The organism is Sphingopyxis sp. (assembly GCF_050725655.1).
GTDB lineage: Bacteria > Pseudomonadota > Alphaproteobacteria > Sphingomonadales > Sphingomonadaceae > Sphingopyxis.
The window spans coordinates 1-17,802 of record NZ_JBOHHT010000060.1 but is presented as its reverse complement, the minus strand read 5'-3'; the positions used below and the strand labels follow the sequence as shown (position 1 = coordinate 17,802).

The following is a 17,802-nucleotide window of genomic DNA, read 5'->3' as shown; positions in this document are numbered from 1 at the left end:
GATGGGACCATCCACAGGATGGTGGAAGGGCGGCGACGTCAGCGCCATCGCCCCTCCGTCAGCGCTGCGCGCTGCCACCTCCCCATGCCTGCGGCACAGGGAGGATTTTGGGGGTGCCTTGCCGCAGCAGTCGCCAGCCGTTATGCGCCGCGCCATGCCCGCACTCGACCATATCGACAGCTGGATCTTCGATCTCGACAACACGCTCTATGCGCCGTCGGCGAAGCTGTTCGACCTGATCGACGCGCGCATGGGCGCCTTCATCATGCGGCTGCTGAACGTCGACGCGGTCGAGGCGCGGCGCGTGCAGAAGCAATATTTCCACGACCATGGCACGACGATGGCGGGGTTGATGCGCCACCACGGCGTCGATCCCGAAGATTTTCTGGTCGACGTCCACGACATCGCGCTCGACCGGCTGACGGTCGACGCGCGGCTGCGCGCCGGGCTCGAACGCCTGCCCGGACGCAAGCTGATCTTTACCAACGCCGACGCCGACTATTCGGCGCGCGTGCTCGAAGCGCGCGGATTGTCCGACCTGTTCGACGGCATCTGCGACATCCGCATCACCGGTTACACGCCCAAGCCCGACCCCGCAGCCTATGCCGCAATGATCGCCCACCTTGGCATCGATCCGAAAAATAGCCTGTTTGTCGAGGATATGGCGCGCAACCTGACGCCCGCCAAAGCGCTCGGCATGACCACCGTCTGGCTGGACAATGGCAGCGAAAGCGGCCATCGCGACCACCTGCCGGAGCATGTCGATTTCCACGCGACCGACATCGCCGACTGGCTCGATTCATTGCCTTTACCATGGGGAATTTCATGACCACCGACCTGCAATCGACGATCGAAGCCGCATGGGACGCACGCGACACGCTGGGGCCGACGACGACGGGTGCGGTGCGTGAGGCGGTCGAGACCGCGCTCGCCGGGCTCGACGACGGCAGCTATCGCGTCGCCGAGCGCGACGCCGACGGGACGTGGCAGGTCAACCAGTGGCTGAAGAAGGCGGTGCTGCTGTCCTTCCGCCTCAACGATATGGAGCTTATCGAGGGCGGTCCCGGCGGCGCGCGCTGGTGGGACAAGGTGCCGTCGAAATTCGCCGGCTGGGGCGAGAATCGTTTCCGCGACGCGGGTTTCCGTGCGGTGCCCGGCTCGATCGTCCGCCGCGGCGCCTATATCAGCAAGGGCGCGGTGCTGATGCCGAGCTTCGTCAACATTGGCGCCTATGTCGGCGAAGGGTCGATGGTTGATGCCTGGGCCACCGTCGGCAGCTGCGCGCAGATCGGCGCCAACGTCCATCTGTCGGGCGGCGCCGGGATCGGCGGCGTGCTCGAACCGCTGCAGGCGGGACCAGTGGTGATCGAGGACGGTGCGTTCATCGGCGCGCGTGCCGAGGTCGCCGAGGGCGTGATCGTGCGCGAGGGCGCGGTGCTGTCGATGGGCGTCTACCTCGGCGCATCGACCAAGATCGTCGACCGCGCGACGGGCGAAGTCTTCATCGGCGAAGTGCCCGCTTACTCGGTCGTCGTGCCGGGCGCGATGCCGGGCAAGCCGCTGCCCGACGGGACGCCGGGGCCGTCGCTATACTGCGCGGTGATCGTCAAGCGCGTCGACGCGAAGACGCGCGCCAAGACCGGAATCAACGAGCTGCTGCGCGACTGACCATTGATCCTCCCTGTGCCGCAGGCACGGGAAGGGGGACCATCCGCAGGATGGTGGAGGGGCAGCGACGTGGCGCTATCAGCCCCTCCGTCAGTCGCTACGCGACTGCCACCTCCCCATCGCTTCGCGGCAGGGAGGATCGTTTGCGCGCACTCGTCGAACGACGCAGGGCGTTGGTAGACAATATAACCCAAAGTAATTATTGCGAACTATTCGCATGAAGCGGCCACGGGGAGGTGGCCGGGCGGGGGAGTTGTACAGGTGCCGTTCGGGAAGATTTCGCTGGTGGCGTGCGCCGCCCTGACCGCCGTCGCGCCCGCCGCAGCGCAGGAAACGACCGGCGACGCGCCGCCCGCGATCCCGGTGCCGGTGAATGGCGCCGAGCGCTATACCCCCGCCGACTTTACGCGCTTCGCGCCGCGCACCGCGCTCGACATGGTCGAAAAGGTGCCGGGCTTCCTGATCGTCACCGGCACCAACGGCGGCGAGCGCGGGCTGGGCGCGGCGACCGAGAATGTGCTGATCAACGGCGAGCGCATCGCGAACAAGTCGACCGACGCGCGCACCGCACTGGCGCGTATCGCCGCCGCCGAGATCGCCTATATCGACATCGTCGACGGCGCCGGGCTGAACGTTCCGGGGCTGACCGGGCAGGTCGCGAATGTCGTGCTCGTCGCGGGCGCAGGGAGCGGCGGGTTCAAGACGACGATCCGCTGGCAGCCCGAATGGCGCCCGCGGCTCGAGAAGAACTGGCTGAACGGCGAGATTTCGACGACGGGCAAGCTCGGCGGCGCCAATGTGACGCTGAGCCTGAAGAACGAAGCACGACGCCAGGGCCATTGGGGACCCGAGCGGCGGTTCGACGGCAATGGCGAGCTGTTGTTCGTGCGCGACGAATTCGGCCGCTACAACGCCGACCAGCCGCGCCTGTCGGCGGCGCTCGCACGGACGACGGCGAACGGCAACAAATGGAATTTCAACCTTGGCGGCCAGCTGGTCAACCTCGACGACCGGGTCAGCGGGATTTCGGACCAGCCCGGCGCCGGGACCGTCCGCGAGGCATTCCGCTTTACCGAGGACGAGTATAATTTCGACATCGGCGGCGATTATGAGCTGGGGCTGGGCAAGGGACGGCTGAAGCTGATCGGGCTGTACCGGTTCGAGCATAGCCCGTTTGTCGACAGCTTCATCGTCGATCGCGAGATTGGCGGCCGGACGGGCGAGCGCTTCGAGCAGACCGCCGATGAGGGCGAGTCGATCGTGCGCGGCGAATATAGCTGGCGCACCGGCGGCGGCACCGACTGGCAGGTCGCGCTCGAGGGCGCGTACAATAGGCTCGATGTCGATTCCGAATTTGCGGTGCTGCAGGCGGACGGCAGCTTCCTGCCCGTCATCTTCGGCGGCGAGCGGACCAAGGTCGAGGAAAAGCGCGGCGAGGCATCGCTGACCTGGGGGCGCTCGCTGGCGTCGAACCTCACCGCGCAGATCAACCTTGGCGCCGAATATAGCGAGCTGACCTCGTCGGGGCCCGGCGGACTGACGCGCCGCTTCGTCCGGCCGAAGGGCAAGGTCGCGCTGGCGTGGAAGGTTGCGCCCAAGACGACGATCAACTGGTTCGTGCAGCGCCGCGTCGACCAGCTCGACTTTTTCGATTTCGCGAGCTCGGTCGACGTCGCGAACGGGCAGGGCAATGGCGGCAACGGATTGCTCGTGCCGCCGATCGTCAACCGCAGCGAGCTGGAGTTCGTGCAGGACATGGGCGCGTGGGGCAATGCGTCGGTCGCCTTCGCCTATGCCTATGCCGAGAATCTGGTCGATCAGGTGCCGCTGTCGCCGACGACCGAAGGGCGCGGCAATTTGCCGCCGTCGCATCTCTATCGCATCAGTTCGAAGGCGACCTTGCTGCTCGACCGGCTGGGGTGGAAAGGCGCGCGGATCAACAGCGATGTCACATGGCGCCGCAACCGCGTGCGCGATCCGCTCACCGGGCTGTGGCGCGACCAGAGCGAGGGGGAGGAATATATCGTCGATTTGAGCCTGCGCCACGATGTGCCGGGGACGAACCTGGCGTGGGGCGGCGGCTATTTCGACGAACGCTACAGCCCGAACCTGCGGCTCGGCGCGATCGAGACGGAATATACCGACGGGCCGTTCGTCACCGCCTTTGTCGAGCATAAGGATGTCGCGGGCTTCACCGTGAAGCTGTCGTACCGCAACCTTGCGGGGATGAAGGACGGGTTCAACCGGACGGTGTTCGTCGACCGGCGCGACGGGCCGGTCGCGTTCAGCGAACAAAGGCTGCGCAAGTTCGGGCGGTTTTTCCAGCTGACGGTGACGGGGACGCTTTAAGTCTGTTTCGGCGTGGCTGAAACAGAGCGGCGCCGGCCCACTCCCCCATCCGGCTTCCCTAGGTTACTATCGTTGAGGAGGCCCTTCGACGCCACGCGTCGTCTTCGGGCGGTGGGGGAGCGGGCCGGCGCCGCTTTCCGCGTTAGTGGAAAAGAACGCTCAACGCTCGCTGAGGTAGTAACGCTCGCGCGCCGTCAGATCATCATTCAGTTCATAGACGATCGGCTGGCCGGTCGGGATTTCGAGGCCGGTGATGTCGGCGTCCGAAATCCCCGAGAGATGCTTGACCAGCGCACGCAGGCTGTTGCCGTGCGCCGAGATCAGCACCGTCTTGCCCGCGGCGAGTTCGGGCACGATCGCGGCTTCATAATAGGGCAGCACGCGCTCGATCGTGTCCTTGAGGCTTTCGGCCGAAGGAATATCGATGCCGGCGTAGCGCGGATCGGTCGACAGGTCCCACGGCGAGCCGGCTTCGAGCGGCGGCGGCGGAATGTCGAAGCTGCGGCGCCAGATCTTGACCTGATCGTCGCCATGCTTCGCCGCGGTCTCGGCCTTGTCGAGCCCGGTGAGCCCGCCATAGTGACGCTCGTTGAGGCGCCAGTCCTTGGTGACGGGGAGCCACAAACGCCCCATCGCTTCAAGCGCCAGGTCGAGCGTCTTGATCGCGCGCGACTGGACCGAAGTGAAGCAGGTGTCGGGGGCGATGCCCTTGGCCTTCATCAGCTCGCCCGCGGCGATGGCTTCGGCGATGCCCTTTTCGGTGACATCGACATCCCACCAGCCGGTGAAGCGGTTTTCGAGATTCCACTGCGACTGGCCGTGACGGATGAGGATGAGCTGGGGCATTTCGGATCCTTCGAATGGAGAGATGTGCCGCCCTTTAGCGCGGGTTTTCGGCAAAGGCCAACCGCCCTCTTGAAATGGTTTCGCCTGCTACCAGATTGATCGCATCCGGCCGCCGATACGGGGCCGGGTGGCGATCGCGGCGGCCGCCGCGGTCCCTGACTTCGCTTTGTAAAAGGAAGAAAGATCCATGCGTAACAGTTTCGACTGGACCCCCTATCGCCGTTCGACCGTCGGTTTCGACCGCCTGTTCGATTTCCTCGAAACGGGCGGTTCGGGCGCCGAAAATTATCCGCCCTTCGACATCGAAAAGGTCGCCGACGATCATTTCCGCATCACCGTCGCGGTCGCCGGTTTCAAATCGGACGAGATCGACATCACCGCGCAGCAGAATATGCTGACCGTCAGCGGCCGCAAGGCGCCGGTGGCCGAAGGCGAGGCGCGCCAATTGCTCTATAGCGGCATCGCGACGCGCGCGTTCGAGCGCCGCTTCCAGCTCGCCGATTTCGTGCGCGTGGAACAGGCCGACCTCGCCGACGGGCTGCTCGCGATCGACCTGGTACGCGAAGTGCCCGAGGCGATGAAGCCGCACAAGATCGCGATCGGTGGTACGCAGCCGACGCTGTTCGACGCGGACAAGAAGGCCGCGTAAAGGGCGCCGACTGCCTGACCGAATTTGCGGGGTCCGGAGTCCCTTCCGGGCCCCGTTTTCGTTTCTAGAGCGCGCGCGTCATGAAGCGGCTGAACGGGTCGGGTTTATAGTCGGCGAAGGGTGCGCACTCGGTGAAGCCGTAGCGCTGGTAAAGCGCGAGCGCGGGTTCGAAGGCCCCGCTCGATCCGGTTTCGAGGCTGAGGCGTTCGAGACTGCGTTTGCGCGCCGCATCGATGATATGATCGAGCATGTGCGCGGCGACGCCCTGCCGCAGAAAGGGCTCGGCGGTGCGCATCGACTTGATCTCGCCGTGCGCGCCATCGAGCATCTTGAGCGCCCCGCAGCCCGCAAGCTCGTCGCCGCGATGGATCGACCAGAAGGTCACGCCGTCGGCGCGCAGCCCGTCGAAATCGAGGAAGTGGCAGCTTTCGGCCGGCGAATTCGCGAGCATGCCCGCGAAATGCTGTTCGAGCAGCGCGCGGATGGCGGCGCCCGACAGATCATCCTCGACGATCCGCCAGGTGCCCGCCTTGGGCATCAAAGCAGCTGATTCAGCGTCGCGAGGCAGGCGTGCGCGAGCAGCTTCGAGCGTTCGGGCGACCAGCCGGCGACCGGGTCGGGGAGGTCGCGATTGTCCTTGAACGGCATTTCGAGCGTCATCGACACCGCGCCGAAACGCTCCGCGACCTGCGTCGTCGACATCGAGAGATTCGCCTGCCCCGGGGCGGTTTCGGCATAGCCGAGGTCGACCTGGAAATCGGGGGTGTTGGCGGCAAGCGCGGTTTCGAACGCCTTGTATTTTTCGGTCTGTTCGGGCTTGAGCGAGGGAATGCCTTCGAAGCCCGCGAGGAAGACCGCAGGGATCGCTTCGTCGCCGTGGATGTCCATCGCCCAGTCGACGCCGGTCGCGTCCATCGCATTACGCACGGCGAGCACTTCGGGGCTGCGCTCCGCGGTCGGATTGTCCCATTCGCGGTTGAGGTTCACCCCGGCGAAATTGGTGCGCAGATGGCCGCGGCACGAGCCGTCGGGATTCATGTTCGGGACGATATGGAAGCGGCACTTGTTCCGCAGCGAACGCGCATGCGGATCGGCGGGATCGACGAGTTTTTCGAGCGCGCCTTCCATCCACCATTCGGCCATGCTCTCGCCCGGGTGCTGGCGCGCATAGAGCCAGACCTGTGTCTCGCCGGTGCCGATTTCGAGGCAGTCGATCGGCTGGCCTTCGAGGCTGGTGCCGAGGCAGCGGTAAGTGACGCCTTCGCATTCGGCGACGCTGGCGACGAGGTCGTGGTGACGTTCCATCGAATAGGGCGCGAAATAGGCGATATAGAGGATCGGGCTTTCGGCGGTGTGCTGGATCGTCAGCGTGCCGGCTTCATAAGCTGTATCGAGGCGGAACCAGGTTTCGCGATCGGTGCTGGCGCAGGCCGCATAGCCCGGCCAGCCATCGGGATAGGCCGATGTGGCAAGCCCGGTGATTGCGAGGTCGAGCGCGTCGCCGACCGCGCACGCCACGCGGAAATGGAACCACTGGAAAAAGTCCGATTCGCGGTCCTTGCGAATCGAAAGGCGCGCCGACGTGCCGTCGACATTTTCCACGACGATATTGCCACTGTCGAAAGCGGCGTTGATGCTGATGGTCATTTGACGCTGATAGTGCGTCCCGATTCGCCGGGGAAGTCCTTGAATAGCGCGTCGGCCAATTTCGCCGCCGCGAGGCTGGGCTGGCTGGCGGGTGCCTTCACCGGAACCGCGGTCACGGCGCGGCCTTCCCAAACGGCCTGGCCGCTCGCGGCATCGTCGATGCGCACCGCGAGCTGCAGGTCGGCCATCCGTTTGGGACCGCCGCCGAGATTGAGGCCGATACCGAGTCCGACGCCCGATCCATAACTGCCCGTCGAACCGCCGACGCCGACCGAGACGGGCGAACGCCTGCCGACGCCTTCGCGGTTCATGCGCTCGAAACCGATCCGCACCTTCAAAGGCGCGCGTGCGCCGTCGGGCGCCGCGACGAGTCCATGTCGTTGCAATTGCTGTTCGACCGCGGTGCGGTAGCTGTTCCATTCGAGCGAGGGCGCGTCGACCATCGCCCCGGCGTTGCCGAGCGGCGCGGTGTCGACCGTATAGCGCGTACCCGGCGCCCAGCCCGCGGGGGCGCTGGCGTGGAAGCGCGTGACCTCGACCGGAGGAACCGCGGTGGCGCAGCCACCGAGAGCGAGCGCCGCTGCGCAAAGCAGGGCGACAGAAATGGGACGCGTCATCGCTGCTTCATGCGCCAGCAAATATGGCTTGGCAATGAACGGGATGGATCGAGGATCCTCCCTGTGCCGAAGGCATGGGGAGGTGGCAGCCCGAAGGGCTGACGGAGGGGCGAATGACGCGAGGTTGCGGCCCCCTCCACCACTAGCTTCGCGAGCGGTCCCCCTCCCCATCGCTACGCGACAGGGAGGATCGAAAAATCAGCGATAGAAGATGTGGTTGTCGATCTGCGCGATGCGCGTCTTGCGCCAGCCCGGCGAGACGTAGCGCGCGTGGAAGAAGAGCGCGCCCGGAGCGTGATTCTTCCAGCTGCCATCGCGGGCGATCTGCGCGATCGCCACGGCGTTGTTCCACTGTGCGGCGTTGCGCACCGCGGGCATCCGGCCGCCGCGCACGAAGCTGAACTGGCTTTTCTGATGGACGACGCCGCAAAGGCTCTTGGGGTAGCGGCCCGACTGGGCGCGGTTGATCACGACATGCGCGACCGCGAGCTGACCGGGAAGCGATTCGCCGCGCGATTCGAAATAGACCGCGCCGGCGAGACAGCGCAGTTCGGGATCGATGTCGGTCGGCCGCGGCGTTGCGGCGACGAGTTCGGCGAGCGAATCGGCGGTCACCTGGGCCGGTTTCGGCTCGGTGGCGGGTTCCTCGTCGGTCTTAGTGGTGTCTTCGACCGGGGCTTCGGCCGCGGTCGACAGATCCGCCTTCTCAGCCACGACCGGCGCATCGGCGCCCGGCAGGACGATCGCGGGGATATTGGCGTCGGCCGCAAGATCGCTTGCGAAGCCCGGTTCCGCCAAAAGCAGCATGGAGGCGGCAGTCATGCCGACGGCAGCCATGCCGGCTACGTTCAGAATGCGACTCATATTGTCCGTCAAAAGTGCGGCCGATGAACCGAACCTCTCAAAACAGGCGGGGGCTATGGCCCAATTTCGCCTGCGGTCATCGTCCGACTGCGTGTCCGAACCGTTTTCTCGGGGCATCACCAAGGTGATGGATCCCACGGAATGACCTACGCGTTATCGAATGGGCGCCACTTATTGTGCAGCGCAACAGAGTCAAGTTAACGCAGCCCACTCCGCGACGAGTCGTGGCGCATCTGCGACATCCAGTTCAATTAACCACAAGTCCGGATCGGCCTTGCGCCGCCGATCCTGGTAATTTGCCCGCGCTTCCCCATCATCTGAGTCGTCGGGGCCGACTGCCTCCCAGATATAGTGGCCCTGCGCCGAAAAGCGTCGTTCGAGCAGCGGGCCCGGCCGGCCGCGTTCGTTACATTGGACGAGAATGATTCCGGAAGTTTCGTCGCCCTTGGCGAGCACGGTGGCAAATCCGCCGGCCGATTCGGTCCGGCGCAGCAGCAGGTCGACGAGAAAGCGGCTCTTCAGCCGCATCACGGGAAGACTCGATGAGCGGCGTTACGCCGCGTCACGCGTTTCGGTGTCGGCGAGCATCGCATAAAGCGCTTCGTCATTCTTCGCGCCGCGCAGCCGTTCGGCAATCGCGTCGTTGCGCAGCATGCGCGAAACGCCCGCGAGCGCTTTCAGATGGTCGGCGCCGGCATCGAGCGGCGAGAGCAGGATGAACAGCAGGTCGACCGGCAGGCCATCGACCGCGGTAAAGTCGATCGGACGCGCCAGCTGCAGGAACAGCCCGCGCACGCCGCCGAGATCGGCCATCTTGGCATGCGGAAGCGCGATCCCGCGCCCGAAACCGGTCGAGCCGAGGCGTTCGCGCTCGAGCAGCGCCTCGCTGACTTCGCCCGCGTCGAGGCCAAGCGAACGGCTGGCGAGATCGCCCACGAAGGGGAAGAGCGCCTTTTTCGAATCGAGCTGCACATGCGCGCGCACGGTCGCCGGATAGAGAAGGGAAGAAAGATTCATTGCTCTGGTCAAATCTTGTAAAACGCCGGCCGCCGCCAGACACTTAACTGCTGGCAGGCGATCGCGGATCTGTCGTGGCAGGCCCCCCGCCATCCCGGCTTCGGGCATCGTTGGGCGCGGCCCTTAAGCCGGATGGCGGAGAAAATCCAGCCTTATCGTGGTTCGACCCAGCCGATCGTCCCGTCGTCGCGGCGATAGACCATATTATGTGTGCCGGTCTTGCTGTTGACGAACAGCAGCGCGTTGGTGTTGCGCAGGTCGAGCATCATCACCGCGTCGGACACGCTGCTGCTTGGAATATCAACGCGCGTTTCGGCGATGATCGCGGGTGCGTCGCCCGCATCCTCTTCGCTGCCGGCGTCGAACACGGTGTAACCCGCGTTGTCCTCGATCTCGTCGACCGTCGGCGAAGGTGCCGCCACGCCGTTGTTATGATCCTTCAATCGCCGCATATAGCGCCTGAGCTGCTTTTCGATGCGTTCGGCGGCGCCTTCGAATGCGACATGCGCATCCTGCGCCTGACCATGCCCCTTCAGCACCAGTCCCTGCATCACATGCGCGACGATGTCGCACTGGAAACTGTCGTGCGGCCCCTTTCCGAAGGTCGCGTGCGCCCCGATTGCGCGCGAGAAATATTTGTCGGCAATCGCGTTCATCCGGTCCGACACATGCGCCTGAAGCGCTTCGCCGGTTTCGATCTGGTGGCCAGAGACGCGGATTTCCATTTTTCTTCTCCTTCTTGGCCGGTGCGATGACTTTAAGGGAGTGTCATCACACCGTATCGAGCCACAGCGGCTGGTTCAGCCCTGCGACAAATTCGGCGTGGCGCGCGAGTTCGGCGGCCGACGCCATATGGGGACGGGGTTCGCGAAAGGGACGGTCGGAGCCGCGCGATGCGGCAGGGGTCGAAACCGTGATCGTTGCCGGCGCACCAGCCGACGCCGCCAAACCGAGGCCGATCTGCCGGCCGCCGGTCATTTCGATATAGAGATGCGCGAGCAGTTCGGCGTCGAGCAGCGCGCCATGCTTGACGCGGTGGCTGCGGTCGATGCCGTAGCGCGTGCAGAGCGCGTCAAGGCTGTGTTTCGCGCCGGGATGGAGCTTGCGCGCCATCTGCACGGTGCAGCACATGCGCGTCATGTCGAGCGCGCGGCGGCCCGCGCGCGCGAGCTCGGCGTTGACGAAACCGAAGTCGAAGGTGGCATTGTGCGCGACGAGCGGCGCATCGCCCAGAAACTCGATCAGTTCGTCAACGCGAGTCGCGAACAGCGGCTTGTCCGACAGGAACTGGATCGACAGGCCATGCACCGCCTCGGCGGCGGCGGGCATATCGCGTTCCGGGTTGAAATAGGCGTGGAAGGTGACGCCGGTCTCGCGGCGGTCGACCAGTTCGACGCACCCGATTTCGACCAGCCTGTCCCCGCTCCTGGGATCGAAACCCGTGGTTTCGGTATCGAAAATAATCTCGCGCATCGAGGCTTTAATCTGGACCCTATCGGGCGTGGAAACAAGAGGCGATGAATCTTATCTGGCGGTGTGTCTCGCTTTTGGGGCGGCCCGTTTCGATGATGAAATCGGCGCGCGCCCGCTTGACGCGGTCGGGAACCTGCAGCCGGCGGATCGCCTTGAGCTTGGCGGCCGTCATACCGGGGCGGCGCATCACGCGCTTGCGCTGCATCCATGCCGGCGCCGAGACGACGGCGATCGCGCCGACCTTTCGCCAGCCCCCCTTTTCAAAGAGCAGGGGGATGTCGAGTACGACGATGTCGCGCGCGCGGTGGCGCGCGAGGAAGCGTTTCTGCGCCCGGCCGACGGCGGGGTGAACTATCGCTTCGAGCGCGGCGAGTTCGTGGGTGTTACCAAGCACCAGGAGCCCAAGTTTTTGCCGGTCGACGCCGTTCGCGCCCGTCGTGCCGGGAAAGCGCGCCTCGATCGCGCCGACGAGTGCGCCGCCGGGCCCCTGCAACCGGTGGACCTCGGCGTCGGCGTCGAACACCGGCACGCCTTCGCGTTCGAACATCGCCGCGGCGGTCGACTTGCCCATGCCGATGGATCCGGTGAGGCCGAGAATGAAGGGACGGCGGAGCCGCGAGCCGGAGCGCGGGCGATGGCTCATGCCGTGAGGAGCGCGCGCAGTTCCTCGTCGCGGCCCTCGGGCGGTGAGGCGCCGAAGAACAGCTCGAAGGCGAGCGCGGCCTGGCCGATCAGCATGTCGAGCCCGTCGACGGTATCGAGCCCGCGCGCTTCGGCCGCCTTGAGCAACCCGGTCTGGAGCGGCGAATAGACGAGGTCGTAGACGATCGCATCTTCGGGAAGCGGCGACAGGTCGAGGTCGAGCGGCGGCTGGCCCTTCATGCCAAGGCTGCTCGAATTGACGAGCAGGGACACCGGCGGAAGCTGCGTGTCGAGCGCGACGACGTCGCCCTTGAGGCCGAAGGTCGCGAGCAGGCCCATCGCCTTCAGCGGGCTGCGGTTGAGGATCGTCACCGGGCCGACGCCCGTTCGGGCGAGCGCGAACAGCACCGCGCGTGCCGCGCCGCCGGCGCCGACAACCGCAACGGGGGCGCCCTCCAGATCGAGTTCGGCGAGCGGCGAATAAAAGCCTGCGGCGTCGGTGTTGGTGCCGATCAGCGAACCGTCCTTTTGCCGGACGATCGTGTTCATCGCGCCGATCGTGCCGCGAATGTCGCCGGGATCGTCGACGAGATCCATCACGGCCGCCTTGTGCGGCATGGTAACGTTGCAGCCGCGCCAGTCGGGATCGGCGCGGCGCTCGGCGATATAAGCGGCGAGGTCGTCGGGCTTCACATGCGCGCGGCGGTAGTCGCCCGTCAGCCCGAGCGCTTCGAGCCAGAAGCCGTGGATCAGCGGCGATTTCGACTGGGCGATCGGATCGCCGATGACTTCGGCATAGGGTTTGCTCATGGCGTTTTCATTCATTTTTGGGCCAATCCGGTGGTGCGCAGCCACGCGAGCAAGGGGAGCATCGGCATGCCGATGATGGTCCAGGGGTCGCCCTCGACCCGTTCGAACAATTGCACGCCTGCCCCCTCGATTTCGTAACAGCCGACGGTCCAGCGGATGCTGTCCCATTCGCGCGCGACATAGTCGGCGATGAAGGCGTCGGACAAGGGGCGCAACCAGAGTTTCGCCTCGCCGATCGCGCGCCACACCGGGACGCCGTCGCGCGCGGCGACCGCGGCGCTGAACAGGCGGTGGCGCGTGCCCGCCATGCGGCGGAGGTGCTCGGCGGCGTCTTCGGGGCTTTCGGGCTTTGCGAGCATCGACCCGTCGTCGAGCGCCAGCGTGGAATCGGCACCGATCACCGTGACGCCGGGAAGGCGCGACGAGATTTTGACCGCCTTCGCCTCGGCGAGGGCATCGGCAATGTTGCGCGGGGTCTGCCCGGCGGCGAGCAACGAGGCGGTCAGCGCCTCCTCGTCGACATGCGCCGCGCTCGTTTCGAAGTCGAGCCCGGCGGCGCGGAGCATCGCGGCGCGGCCGCTGCTTTGCGAGGCGAGGAGCAGGGTCATGCGGCGCTGCGGTCTTCGACGAGCTTGATCACCGCAGCGGCGGTTTCCTCGATCGAGCGGCGCGTGACGTCGATCACCGGCCAGCCATTGTCGGCGAACATCCGCCGCGCATAGGCGAGCTCGGCCTTGACGCGCTCGTCGTCGACATAGGAGGTTTCCGGCGCCTGGTTCAGCGACAGCAGGCGGTTGCGGCGGACCTGCACGAGCCGGTCGAGTCCGGTGGTGAGCCCGACAATCATCGGCCGCTTGAGGGTGAACAACGCATTCGGCGGCGGCGATTCGGGAACGATCGGGATGTTCGCGGTCTTGAAACCGCGGTTCGCGAGATAGATGCTCGTCGGGGTCTTCGACGTGCGCGACACGCCCGCGAGCACGATGTCGGCCTGTTCCCAATTTTCCCAGCCGATGCCGTCGTCGTGCGCGACGGTGAACTGGATCGCATCGACGCGCGCGAAATAGGCGGCGTCGAGTGCGTGTTGCCGTCCGGGGCGCGCCTTCGCTTCCTGTCCGAGCATCCGCGACAGGGCATCGGTGACCGCGTCGAGCGCCGCGACGGTCGGGAGGTTGAGCGCGCTCGCGCGGCGTTCGAGGCTGACGCGCAACTCGCCGTTCACCAACGTGAAGAGGATCATGCCGGGGCTTGCCTGCACCTCGGCCATGATCCGGTCGAGATGCGATTCCGATCGCACCATCGGCCAGAAGTGACGCACGACCTCGACATCGTCGAACTGCGCGATCGCCGCCTTGGCGATATTTTCGAGTGTCTCGCCCGTGGAGTCGGATATGAGATGTAAGTGGAGCCGGCCCATCGCGGCACCATGCCGGGAAACCCCAGAAAAAGGCAATCCCGGATCAGGTCCGCGATGACGAAAAGCCCCCTGTGGATAAGTTTTGGAGAAGCGCGGGGAGGAAATGGGGACGATCGATTCATCCCCGGCGCTGCCGATTCCGCTCCACCACTTGTCCACAAGGGATGAATCTTATCCACAGGCTGTGAATAGCGGGAGAAGCGAGGAACGACTCTGCGGCGGGCCGCGACGGCGGTGGAGTCAAGCTGTTGGCAAAAAGGACGCCCCGGCCTAAAGCCGCGCTTGTCCGCCGACCAACAAACCACCACAATTTCATTTAATATTATATTGCGAAGAGAAAGAAACCCACGTGAAGGCGTCACCGAAGAACCTGCTAGCAACGCTGCGCGGGGTGCGGCAGGAGCGCCGACCCCTCTGGTTGATGCGTCAGGCCGGGCGCTATCTGCCCGAATATCGTGCCTTGCGCGAAACCAAGGGCGGATTCCTCGAGCTTTGCTACGATCCCGAGGCCGCGGCCGAGGTGACGTTGCAGCCAATCCGCCGCTTCGGTTTCGACGGGTCGATCCTCTTTTCCGACATTCTCGTCATCCCGCACGCGCTCGGCCAGCATTTGTGGTTCGAGGCGGGCGAGGGACCGCGGCTCGCACCGCCGCTTGTCGATAGCGCGCTGGCGTCGCTCGAAACGGCGCATCAGCGGCTCGACCCCATTTATGCGACCGTCACGCGCGTCGCGGCCTCGCTCCCCTCCGAAACGACCTTCCTCGGCTTTGCAGGGAGCCCGTGGACGGTCGCCACCTATATGGTGGCGGGGCAGGGGTCGAAAGACCAGGCGGCGGCGAGGCGGCTCGCGTTCGGCGATCCAGCGGCGTTCCAAACGATCGTCGATGCGATCGTCGAGCTGACCGTCACCTATCTCTCGGGCCAGATCGAAAATGGTGTCGACGCGGTGCAATTGTTCGACAGCTGGGCGGGGAGCCTGTCGCCGGCGCAGTTTGAACGATGGGTGGTTGCGCCCAACGCCGAGATCGTGCGCCGGCTGAAGGCGTTGCACCCCGATACGCCGGTCATCGGCTTTCCAAAGGGTGCGGGCGGGAAACTCCGCGCTTATGCCGACGAGACGGGGGTCGATGCGATCGGGCTCGACGAGACGGTCGATCCGGTGTGGGCGGACGCTATCTTGCCGCCCCATCTGCCCGTGCAGGGCAATCTCGATCCGCTCGCACTCGTCGCGGGCGGCGAAGCGCTCGATGCGGCGATCGACAGCATCCTTGCAGCTTTCCCGTCGCGTCCCCATATCTTCAATCTCGGCCATGGGATCGTGCCCGACACGCCGATCGCCCATGTCGAACATCTGATCAGACGCGTTCGCGGCGGATAAAATATGGAACTGGCAGGTTTTCTGGGGGCGACGATGCTTTGGGTCAAAGCGGCGCATATCATTTTCGTGATTTTCCTGATGGCCGGCCTGTTCATGATGCCGCGCTTTTTCGTCTATCACCATCAGACGCCTATCGGATCCGACGAGGACAGGAAATGGATCGAGCGCGAGGACCGGCTGCGGCGGATCATTTTGAATCCCGCGCTGATCATCGTCTGGGTCTTCGGGCTGATGCTCGCCTTTAACGGCGACTATTGGCACGAGGGCTGGTTCATCGCCAAATTCCTGCTCGTGATCGCGCTGTCGGGCTATCATGGCTGGATGATCGGCTATTCGAAAAAGCTCGCCCGCGGGCTTCGGCCGCTCACCGAAAAGCGGCTGCGAATGCTCAATGAAGTCCCCGGGATCGCCGCGGCGATCATCGTCATCCTCGTCGTGGTTCGCCCCTGAAACCTTGTCCTTCGGGCGGTGCCCGATTGACTTGAACCCGGCCCGGTTATAGGGGCCGATCAACCCCGCTCCGTGCGGGCGGCGCTTTGCGCGCCGAAACTATCTCTAACGGTCGTCCCACGGCCGGATAGGCACCCCGGCGGTGCACTGAAATCGACTGTATTTTTCTCCCAAAACCTATCCTGGAATCCATCCATGCATCTTAAAGAACTCAAGACCAAAGCCCCCGCCCAGCTTGTCGAAATGGCAGAAGAACTGGGGGTTGAGGGTGCCTCGACGCTGCGCAAGCAGGACCTGATGTTCTCGATCCTGAAAGAACTCGCCGAAGAGGGCGAAGAAATCATCGGGTCGGGGACGATCGAGGTCCTCCCCGACTCGTTCGGTTTTCTGCGCTCGTCCGAAGCCAATTATCTCGCCGGGCCCGACGACATCTATGTCTCGCCGAATCAGGTCCGCAAATATGGCCTGCGCACCGGCGACACCGTCGAAGGCGAGATCCGCGCCCCGCGCGACGGCGAGCGCTATTTTGCCCTGACCAAGCTGATCAGCGTCAATTTCGACGATCCCGATGTCGTGCGCCACCGCGTCAATTTCGACAATCTCACACCGCTCTATCCGAACCAGAAGCTGTCGCTCGACACCGTCGATCCGACGGTCAAGGACAAGTCGGCGCGCGTGATCGACCTCGTCAGCCCGCAGGGCAAGGGCCAGCGCGCCCTGATCGTCGCGCCGCCGCGCACGGGTAAAACGGTGCTGCTGCAGAATATCGCCAAGGCGATCACCGACAACCATCCCGAGGTTTACCTGATCGTCCTGCTGGTCGACGAACGTCCCGAGGAAGTCACCGACATGCAGCGCAGCGTGAAGGGCGAGGTTGTGTCCTCGACCTTCGACGAACCCGCAACGCGCCACGTCCAGGTCGCCGAAATGGTGATCGAAAAGGCCAAGCGCCTGGTCGAGCACAAGAAGGATGTCGTCATCCTGCTCGACTCGATCACGCGCCTCGGCCGCGCCTACAACACCGTCGTTCCCTCGTCGGGCAAGGTGCTGACCGGCGGTGTCGACGCCAATGCGCTCCAGCGTCCGAAGCGCTTCTTCGGCGCCGCGCGTAACATCGAGGAAGGCGGTTCGCTGTCGATCATCGCCACCGCGCTGATCGATACTGGCAGCCGCATGGACGAGGTTATCTTCGAAGAATTCAAGGGCACCGGTAACTCGGAAATCGTGCTCGACCGCAAGGTCGCCGACAAGCGGATCTTCCCGTCGCTCGACGTCGGCAAGTCGGGCACCCGCAAGGAAGAGTTGCTCGTCGAGAAGGACAAGCTGTCGAAAATGTGGGTGCTGCGCCGCATCCTCATGCAGATGGGCACGATCGACGCGATGGAATTCCTGCTCGACAAGATCAAGGATTCGAAGACCAACGAAGATTTCTTCGACAGCATGAACCAGTAAGCCGCCGCGATGGCCGTGATCGAGCACGCCCTGCTTCCCGTTCGTTCGGGCAGCGAAGCCGAGTTCGAAGCGGCCGTCGCTCGGGCACGCCCGCTGATCGAGGCATCGCCCGGTTTCATTTCGCTCGAAATTCGCCGCCCGACAGCAACCGGACAGGCTTATCTGCTTTTGGTGAAGTGGAGGTCGATCGACGATCATCGCGACGGCTTCCGGCAATCGGACCGCTATCAGCAATGGCGGGCGTTGCTGCATCACTTTTATGACCCTATGCCAGAGGTCAGCTATTTTGGAGAGCCGCTGTGATTTTGGAAATTTTGACCCAGGCCGGCGCGCATGCTGCCGGATTTGGTGGACCCGCGGGGATGTGGGAAGCGATCGTCAAGGATTTCTCGAACATCACCGAGCCGGCAGCTTTGGCCGCCTTCCTGCAGGTGCTGATGATCGACCTCGTCCTCGCGGGCGACAATGCGATCGTTGTCGGCGCGTTGGCCGCTGGGCTTCCTGCCGATCAGCGCAAGAAGGT

21 protein-coding genes and 1 pseudogene are annotated in these 17,802 nt (G+C 64.8%); 9 read left to right on the top strand and 13 right to left on the bottom strand.

The window, feature by feature from the left end; genetic code table 11:
• Positions 1-154: 154 nt before the first annotated feature.
• The 3 genes from ACREBX_RS08440 (at position 155) to ACREBX_RS08430 (ending at position 4,017) form a co-directional block, all read left to right on the top strand.
• Complete coding sequence (locus tag ACREBX_RS08440; RefSeq protein ID WP_431561308.1) at positions 155-829, top strand: pyrimidine 5'-nucleotidase; 675 nt, start codon at positions 155-157, stop codon at positions 827-829.
• Positions 826-1,668, top strand: a complete 843-nt coding sequence (gene dapD, locus ACREBX_RS08435) for a 2,3,4,5-tetrahydropyridine-2,6-dicarboxylate N-succinyltransferase (protein ID WP_431561307.1) — start codon at positions 826-828, stop codon at positions 1,666-1,668. Before ACREBX_RS08440 ends, dapD begins: the two co-directional genes overlap by 4 nt.
• Before the next feature lie 261 nt (positions 1,669-1,929).
• On the top strand, positions 1,930-4,017 hold the full coding sequence (locus tag ACREBX_RS08430; protein WP_431561306.1) for a hypothetical protein: 2,088 nt from the start codon (positions 1,930-1,932) through the stop codon (positions 4,015-4,017).
• Positions 4,018-4,176: 159 nt separating this feature from the next.
• On the opposite strand, the gene gpmA is transcribed toward ACREBX_RS08430, so the two are convergent.
• Entirely contained in the window at positions 4,177-4,863 is a 687-nt protein-coding gene (gene gpmA / locus ACREBX_RS08425) for a 2,3-diphosphoglycerate-dependent phosphoglycerate mutase (RefSeq protein WP_431561305.1), read from the bottom strand.
• A 187-nt stretch (positions 4,864-5,050) separates the two neighbouring features.
• Between gpmA and ACREBX_RS08420 the strand changes: the two genes are divergently transcribed.
• Positions 5,051-5,512, top strand: coding sequence for an Hsp20 family protein (locus ACREBX_RS08420; protein WP_431561304.1), 462 nt, complete (start codon positions 5,051-5,053; stop codon positions 5,510-5,512).
• 64 nt (positions 5,513-5,576) lie between these two features.
• On the opposite strand, the gene ACREBX_RS08415 is transcribed toward ACREBX_RS08420, so the two are convergent.
• The 12 genes from ACREBX_RS08415 to ACREBX_RS08360 form a co-directional block, all read right to left on the bottom strand.
• Positions 5,577-6,050 carry a GNAT family N-acetyltransferase gene (locus ACREBX_RS08415; RefSeq protein WP_431561303.1) on the bottom strand — a complete coding sequence of 158 codons (474 nt, stop codon included), beginning with the start codon at positions 6,048-6,050 and terminating at the stop codon, positions 5,577-5,579.
• Entirely contained in the window at positions 6,050-7,159 is a 1,110-nt protein-coding gene (locus tag ACREBX_RS08410; protein WP_431561302.1) for a M14 family metallopeptidase, read from the bottom strand. Before ACREBX_RS08410 ends, ACREBX_RS08415 begins: the two co-directional genes overlap by 1 nt.
• Positions 7,156-7,776 (bottom strand): DUF4136 domain-containing protein, encoded by a 621-nt coding sequence (locus ACREBX_RS08405; protein ID WP_431561301.1) that lies wholly within the window; start codon positions 7,774-7,776, stop codon positions 7,156-7,158. The genes ACREBX_RS08410 and ACREBX_RS08405 overlap by 4 nt, the downstream gene beginning before the upstream one ends.
• Before the next feature lie 198 nt (positions 7,777-7,974).
• Positions 7,975-8,640: a cell wall hydrolase gene (locus tag ACREBX_RS08400; RefSeq protein WP_431561300.1), complete on the bottom strand. Its 666-nt coding sequence runs from the start codon at positions 8,638-8,640 to the stop codon at positions 7,975-7,977.
• Between the two features lie 192 nt (positions 8,641-8,832).
• Positions 8,833-9,168 (bottom strand): DUF1491 family protein, encoded by a 336-nt coding sequence (locus ACREBX_RS08395; protein WP_431561338.1) that lies wholly within the window; start codon positions 9,166-9,168, stop codon positions 8,833-8,835.
• 24 nt (positions 9,169-9,192) lie between these two features.
• A complete protein-coding gene (locus ACREBX_RS08390) occupies positions 9,193-9,657 on the bottom strand; it encodes a PTS sugar transporter subunit IIA (RefSeq protein ID WP_431561299.1) in 465 nt (154 codons plus the stop codon).
• Between the two features lie 152 nt (positions 9,658-9,809).
• A complete protein-coding gene (hpf, locus tag ACREBX_RS08385) occupies positions 9,810-10,382 on the bottom strand; it encodes a ribosome hibernation-promoting factor, HPF/YfiA family (protein WP_431561298.1) in 573 nt (190 codons plus the stop codon).
• A 46-nt stretch (positions 10,383-10,428) separates the two neighbouring features.
• Positions 10,429-11,130, bottom strand: coding sequence for a DNA polymerase III subunit epsilon (gene dnaQ / locus ACREBX_RS08380; protein ID WP_431561297.1), 702 nt, complete (start codon positions 11,128-11,130; stop codon positions 10,429-10,431).
• Between the two features lie 19 nt (positions 11,131-11,149).
• Positions 11,150-11,773, bottom strand: coding sequence for a dephospho-CoA kinase (gene coaE / locus ACREBX_RS08375; protein ID WP_431561296.1), 624 nt, complete (start codon positions 11,771-11,773; stop codon positions 11,150-11,152).
• Positions 11,770-12,582 carry a shikimate dehydrogenase gene (gene aroE, locus ACREBX_RS08370; RefSeq protein WP_431561295.1) on the bottom strand — a complete coding sequence of 271 codons (813 nt, stop codon included), beginning with the start codon at positions 12,580-12,582 and terminating at the stop codon, positions 11,770-11,772. The genes coaE and aroE overlap by 4 nt, the downstream gene beginning before the upstream one ends.
• Before the next feature lie 11 nt (positions 12,583-12,593).
• A complete protein-coding gene (locus ACREBX_RS08365; RefSeq protein WP_431561294.1) occupies positions 12,594-13,190 on the bottom strand; it encodes a Maf family protein in 597 nt (198 codons plus the stop codon).
• On the bottom strand, positions 13,187-13,999 hold the full coding sequence (locus ACREBX_RS08360) for a pyruvate, water dikinase regulatory protein (RefSeq protein WP_431561293.1): 813 nt from the start codon (positions 13,997-13,999) through the stop codon (positions 13,187-13,189). The genes ACREBX_RS08365 and ACREBX_RS08360 overlap by 4 nt, the downstream gene beginning before the upstream one ends.
• Positions 14,000-14,348: 349 nt before the next feature.
• On the opposite strand from ACREBX_RS08360, the gene hemE reads away from it, so the two are divergent.
• From hemE to ACREBX_RS08335, 5 genes and pseudogenes are all read left to right on the top strand, one after another.
• Positions 14,349-15,377, top strand: a complete 1,029-nt coding sequence (gene hemE / locus ACREBX_RS08355; RefSeq protein ID WP_431561292.1) for a uroporphyrinogen decarboxylase — start codon at positions 14,349-14,351, stop codon at positions 15,375-15,377.
• 3 nt (positions 15,378-15,380) lie between these two features.
• Positions 15,381-15,827, top strand: coding sequence for a CopD family protein (locus ACREBX_RS08350; RefSeq protein ID WP_431561291.1), 447 nt, complete (start codon positions 15,381-15,383; stop codon positions 15,825-15,827).
• Between the two features lie 195 nt (positions 15,828-16,022).
• Positions 16,023-17,279, top strand: coding sequence for a transcription termination factor Rho (gene rho / locus ACREBX_RS08345; protein WP_058539276.1), 1,257 nt, complete (start codon positions 16,023-16,025; stop codon positions 17,277-17,279).
• 9 nt (positions 17,280-17,288) lie between these two features.
• On the top strand, positions 17,289-17,582 hold the full coding sequence (locus ACREBX_RS08340) for an antibiotic biosynthesis monooxygenase family protein (protein ID WP_431561290.1): 294 nt from the start codon (positions 17,289-17,291) through the stop codon (positions 17,580-17,582).
• Between the two features lie 59 nt (positions 17,583-17,641).
• Positions 17,642-17,802, top strand: a pseudogene (locus tag ACREBX_RS08335) (TerC family protein); the annotation flags it as partial.